Origin of the sequence: Bacillus sp. G16, from assembly GCF_021282335.1 — a bacterium.
Classification (GTDB): Bacteria; Bacillota; Bacilli; order Bacillales; family Bacillaceae; genus Bacillus; species Bacillus inaquosorum.
Map to the genome: position 1 here is coordinate 1 of NZ_JAJSOZ010000038.1, position 5468 is coordinate 5468.

6 protein-coding genes and 1 pseudogene are annotated in these 5468 nt (G+C 33.1%); 1 reads left to right on the forward strand and 6 read right to left on the reverse strand.

Features of this window, described 5'->3' with window-relative positions:
• Positions 1 to 271 precede the first annotated feature (271 nt).
• A complete protein-coding gene (locus LWH95_RS21230; protein WP_199397897.1) occupies positions 272 to 490 on the forward strand; it encodes a DUF2188 domain-containing protein in 219 nt (72 codons plus the stop codon).
• A 232-nt stretch (positions 491 to 722) separates the two neighbouring features.
• Here the strand turns inward: LWH95_RS21230 and LWH95_RS21235 are convergent, their stop codons facing one another.
• The 6 genes and pseudogenes from LWH95_RS21235 to LWH95_RS21260 form a co-directional block, all read right to left on the reverse strand.
• Complete coding sequence (locus LWH95_RS21235) at positions 723 to 911, reverse strand: hypothetical protein (protein WP_105990359.1); 189 nt, start codon at positions 909 to 911, stop codon at positions 723 to 725.
• 119 nt (positions 912 to 1030) lie between these two features.
• Positions 1031 to 1453 carry a hypothetical protein gene (locus LWH95_RS21240; RefSeq protein WP_232920329.1) on the reverse strand — a complete coding sequence of 141 codons (423 nt, stop codon included), beginning with the start codon at positions 1451 to 1453 and terminating at the stop codon, positions 1031 to 1033.
• Between the two features lie 122 nt (positions 1454 to 1575).
• Complete coding sequence (locus LWH95_RS21245; protein WP_232920330.1) at positions 1576 to 2841, reverse strand: hypothetical protein; 1266 nt, start codon at positions 2839 to 2841, stop codon at positions 1576 to 1578.
• A 210-nt stretch (positions 2842 to 3051) separates the two neighbouring features.
• Positions 3052 to 3584: pseudogene (locus LWH95_RS21250) on the reverse strand (tyrosine-type recombinase/integrase).
• Complete coding sequence (locus LWH95_RS21255; protein WP_232920331.1) at positions 3584 to 4033, reverse strand: ArpU family phage packaging/lysis transcriptional regulator; 450 nt, start codon at positions 4031 to 4033, stop codon at positions 3584 to 3586. The pseudogene LWH95_RS21250 and the gene LWH95_RS21255 overlap by 1 nt, the downstream one beginning before the upstream one ends.
• A gap of 90 nt (positions 4034 to 4123) precedes the next feature.
• Positions 4124 to 5401: a PIN-like domain-containing protein gene (locus LWH95_RS21260; RefSeq protein ID WP_232920332.1), complete on the reverse strand. Its 1278-nt coding sequence runs from the start codon at positions 5399 to 5401 to the stop codon at positions 4124 to 4126.
• Between the last annotated feature and the right edge of the window lie 67 nt (positions 5402 to 5468).

Consider the following 5468-nt stretch of genomic DNA (forward strand, 5'->3'; position numbering starts at 1 on the left):
TTCTTCTTCAGTAAATACCTTTTTGTCGATGAGAATATCAATTAGAGCTTCTATTGTGCATTGACGGTTTACCGATCCACCTGCCAATTGTTCTAACAAATGTTGCTGATTAACATTAATTGTTCTAGTCATGTTTTCACCTCCTACCTTAATATCGGCAATAGATTATGACAAAGAACATTTTGCAAAATTTGTCGAACGATTGATTCTTTATAATACTATGACCCACTATTTACAAAGTTATAATATTACTAGAAAGGAGGTGGTTCAAATGCCGAATCAACATGTCACAAAGCATCCCAATGGTTGGCAAGTAAAAGGTGCAGGCAATCAACGTCCTTCATCAGTTCATAAAACTCAACAAGATGCCATTAATGCAGCAAGAAAAATTACACAAAATCAAGGATCTGAATTACTAATACACGGCAGAGACGGAAAAATAAGAGCTCGTGATAGTCATGGTAAAGATCCTTTTCCACCTAAGGGTTAATTCTTTAAGGATATCAGTTAAACTGATATCCTTTTATATTTCCCCCCTAGAAATAGTTTAATAGCATATTTACAACTGAAGAAAGTGTCCTCTCTATTGGAAATACTCCTCATATTCTCTCTAAACCAAGCCCATGCTCAGAATCCGTCAGCCGCCATTTGTCAATCCTGAGATTGCCGGAAGCAGTTACAGAGAATATAAAAAAAGCACCCAGTAGGATGCTCTAAAAAACTTATCTCTTTCTGACTGTAAAAGAAGTGACCTGCTGCATGTTTATTACAAAATTTGTTCCATTAAGTTCAAATTCATACCAATCTTTACATGCTTTAATCTCTTCGATCAGGGCTCTTGCAGATTCAGCTTCAATTCTAGTTGATGTAGAATTATCATCATCAAATCTAAAAACAACATTAAAAGTCATTAGTTCCACCTCCACACTTTATTATCGGTGACAAAGTATAACAATGAACTATTTGCAGAATTTGTCGAACCTTTTGTGACAGGCTCCAGTTAAAACTTTAAACTATTAGCTGAGAACTTTCATAAAGAATTATTTGCTTTGTTGTTTAATAATCTATCAAGCTGTTGTATATCAAGTGAATCATTGCTTAAACCAAGTTCTTTTCTCATTAGTAACATAACATCATAAAATAATCGCAACTTTTTAGCATCCCTTAGATCCAATTCACCAATGTCTAGAAACAAATCAATAATTTCTTTGTTACAAATCAAAGTTACTTTCATTTTTATTGCAAGTAAATCACTGGCCAGGGCCATCTTATCAGAGGCTTGTGCTCTTACAGCTGAAGATATTATCTGAACGAACTCCAAATACAAGTCATATTTTTTGTCAAAAATTCTTCTTTTCGTCTCAGCCTTAGTTGTTAGGATATGACTTAAGGCTGCAGTTAATATGACCACAATTATTGGAATAATAATAAACCTCAAAAAATCCCAATTCACTATTACGACACCCTTTCTATTCCGACAAAGTCTTTATACATTTGACTCTTATTATCTATTACCATATTACATCATGGAAAACAAAATGGTGTGCCGTTATCCTGCCAAGTTTATGCCATATATTAAAACCCTAAGTTGCTTGTTGGTACTATCCCCAAAGATGAACATACATGGATATATTCATCTCTTTTACTTTTATCAAGGAAATACAATTGTAGAGTTTTCTGCATATCCCATGGATAAGGCGCTGAAGAAAAAACACTGTTTATCGACTCACAAACAACGTCATCTAAACCAATTTCATTTAAATGCTTACGAATTGATTGGTTTGCGATATTAGCCCATTTAAAATCATTTATTAATCTATCTTCAAATACAACTTTTTTGTAGTAATCAAAGTATCCATTTATTCGCAACTCACTAATAACATTTACATCCTCAGAAAATATATTAAATGGATTATTCCTTATAAAAAATTCAATAGCCTCTTCTTTCTCATTATCAATCAATCCATTTCTTAATAAAGCTGCAAAAATTTTAAAACTCCTAGGACCTATTTCTATCAGTTTTGTTCTCCAAAAATTCCGGATACTTTCTTGGCTATGATAAAATTTTGTGATTTGTTGGGGGTAAACATATAAAAAATACACTTCAAGACCAAAATTTTCCCTCTTCTTAATTAAATCAATTACGCTCTGAGATACTTTTGGAATTTTAATCAGTTCATTATAAAAAGATACCTCTCTTGCATTGGGGACTGTTTGATGATTATCATCATATTTTAAGAATACTTCATAGATTCCTTGGATAAGCTTATCTATATCTTCATCATTGTTTAATATATCAGGTACTTCCTTTATTAGCTTGCTAGGATCTGCTTTTAAACTAGTGTAATCAGGATTAAAGTGTCTATCTATCTTCTGTAACAATGAATCTACCCCACCATTTACTACAAATTTGGGTAGGTTTGATTTTAAAAATAGCCAAAAAGATTCTACATGAGAATAATCAATTTTATTTTGTTTAGAATGTGCACAATCATTTCTTCTATTTTTCCAGTAAGCAGCCTGTTGCCTCTGATCATCTGTTATATCAAAGATTCTACTATTTTCATCGTTTCTTTTTATACATTCGTTAACTTCATGATCCCATGAATCGTCTTTTCTTAAGTTTTTTGTTATAGCATCCCATTTTTGATCTTTTAAGTTTGCTGGCTTTTCTGAAGTGAGTATTCGATCTTTAATAATTGACTGAAAACCCAAAAAAGAAAATAAAAGTGCTGCCCTATAAGCTGAAGCTTTATAACATGTTATAGACTCAATAAATAAATCTTTTATATCATCTTTAAATTCCTGTTCATTTAACCACTTCTCAATTGGCAATATCATTATAGTTTCCTCCTGTTTGTTTCCCTTAACTTAAATCTTACTAACAAATCTATGAATTATCCATATCTTATATACTGTGCAACTCGTCGAACTGAGCCAACCCCTTATCCTCTCTGTTTCTAACCAATATCCCTAAATCACCTGTTATTTTTGAGGAATTGACGAAAAATGCAAAGAAAAAGGCCCATCCTTGTTGTTGGATGAGACTGGTTATATTTTGAATTTCTTCAAAGCTTTGTTCATGGCGTCTTGATTGATTCCAATATACCGCAGGGTTGTCCGTTGGTCCGAGTGATTAAATATCTCCTGCAGCATGGCAATGTCCTTCGTTTGTTTGTAAAAGTGATAGCCAAATGTTTTCCTCAATGTATAAGTGCCGATGTCATCTAAACCAACATACTCAGCAGTTGCCCTGAGAATCTTGTATGCCTTCGACCGGGATATTGGCTTGTTAATCCCTTCCGGGCTTTTAAAAAGAAATTCATGATCCTCTTTCCCTTCGACATAGGCCTTAAATCTTTGAAGAGCTGGCGTCATATCGATTCTCTTTTTCTTTTTCGTTTTCTTCTCTATGAGATTGAAGTATGCCCGTTTAGCGTCTCTCACTCTCAGCTGCAGAATATGCGGAGCCCTGAATTAATACCGGTCACGAATAGCATGTAATTCCTCATGTTTTGCTCTATTAAAAATATTTTGATGTAGAAGATACATTCCGGATCACGTATAGGCTGAACAAAATTCATCAAGAAGCCGCCCCTTTCTTGTAGACTTCTTCTCTCAGAGCAAACGCCAGCCGATAGAAAGCTTTTGCTTTTATACGATAATAGCTGCGCTGACTCAAGCCCATTTCTGCATATACCTCGTAATCATACATTTCTTCCGATTGCATATAGAGCATGACAATGATCTGCCGTTCTCTTTGAGAAAGCCGGTTAACAGCCCTTTGAATCCTTTTTAAGAATTTGTCACGCTGAATCTCCCAATCAAGACGCTTTAATGCTGCCTCTTCTGTTGAAGAATGAAACTCATTTGTGATGCTTGGCGGAACAATGCTGTAAGTAGGTGTAACCTTTGGTAAAAAATCTTCTGGCACCTGTAAGAGATATAACCGGTATTGATCAAGCAGTTGCTCTACTTTTGCTTTAGTGGCTTCTTCGTCAATTTGAGGCAGGTTTAGTGTTAATTGATTCATATTTACCTCCTGATTATTAAAATAAAAAGGACACCAAACAAACAGCGTAAATGCTGTGAGTTCAGTGTCCGCAGGCTTTCCATCTTGGACTTAATCTATTATATTTATTAAACAATCCGGCATGCGAGAGACGAAATGCTTAAGAATCCTGTAATTTAACATCTCTCCAATACTATCCCATTCACTCATATATACTCTAAGGGATATTTTAGTTTCAAATTTGTATTCTGATTGTTTTTTATGAGGAGTATTAGAACTTATAGTGTAGTAACTAAATTCCTTATTAAATGAAAAAGTTTGAAATACTTCATCTATGTCGGAATTATATAAAAACCTATTATGTAATATTGAGATAATAGAATTTATTGATGATACAGCTTCTCCATAGTAATACTCATTTAAATGATCCTTTGTATTCATAGGTTCAATGCTTTTTCCATGCCTACTATAAAAAGAGTAATCAGCACTTTCCTTGCTTATTTCTTTAACTTCTGAAATTGTATTATCAGAAAAGTTTTCGCTATAAATGTCTCCTGCTTCTTTCATAAAAATTTCAGGTTTGAACATATAAAATTCCTTGCCTGTTATAAAATTAAACTCATTTAACAACTCACTTCTTGGACCGATGGTTTTTCCTTTAGATTTATACCACCAATCATCTTTCTCATCGTCTGTGATAAAAATAATGTTTGTCTGTTTTTCCTTTGCAAAGTCTATAATTTGTTTCCACAGAATGTAATCTCCATATTTCTCTAGTATGATTTCGCCATTGTAAAATTTAGCTCCTTTTTTAGATGCATCCTCATAACCAGGTGGAATTTCTAACTTGTATCTTTGCTCCGCCTCTTTTGCTAGTTCGTCAAGCCGTTTTTTTCCATACGGTTTCCCAACTTTATTCTCGAATATTTCTGTAATATCAAATTTAATATGGTCATTTCTAAGCAATTGTGGATGATCTTCTTTTTCCTGTTTAATCTCCAAGATTAAAGTATTAATCGCTTCCTTAACTTGATCTATTATTGAGTCAATACTTAATGTGACATGTTTTTTCCTATAAGACGCTAACTCTTTTTTTAGACTGGTCTCTATTTCTGAAGACTTTTTACTTAAAATTGATTCAATTTTCTCGTAAGAAGTCTGTTGATCAAGAATTACATTCGTTCTATTTAAATGAAACTCTAAAGCAATTTGGTGAGGTAGCCAAAGACGCTCTTGTGATTTTTTTAATAATGATAGCAGCTTTCTTGAAGTTTCCTTTGAGTATCTATAAAGGTTTAATAAAACATTAGCATCTAAAATAACTACTGAGTTTATCCATATATCAGAATTCTTATTATCAAAATAAAATTCTTTGAATGTTGACTTCATTAAAATCCCTCTAATCCAAAATATTTCATCTCCCTCAAATTATAAAGGAATTTACAGAGTTTTACTA

Coding starts and splice junctions, on each gene's coding strand:
- LWH95_RS21255 (WP_232920331.1), bottom strand. CDS start 4,033: ATGAATCAATTAACACTAAACCTGCCTCAAATTGACGAAGAAGCCACT.
- LWH95_RS21260 (WP_232920332.1), bottom strand. CDS start 5,401: ATGAAGTCAACATTCAAAGAATTTTATTTTGATAATAAGAATTCTGAT.
- LWH95_RS21230 (WP_199397897.1), top strand. CDS start 272: ATGCCGAATCAACATGTCACAAAGCATCCCAATGGTTGGCAAGTAAAA.
- LWH95_RS21235 (WP_105990359.1), bottom strand. CDS start 911: ATGACTTTTAATGTTGTTTTTAGATTTGATGATGATAATTCTACATCA.
- LWH95_RS21245 (WP_232920330.1), bottom strand. CDS start 2,841: ATGATATTGCCAATTGAGAAGTGGTTAAATGAACAGGAATTTAAAGAT.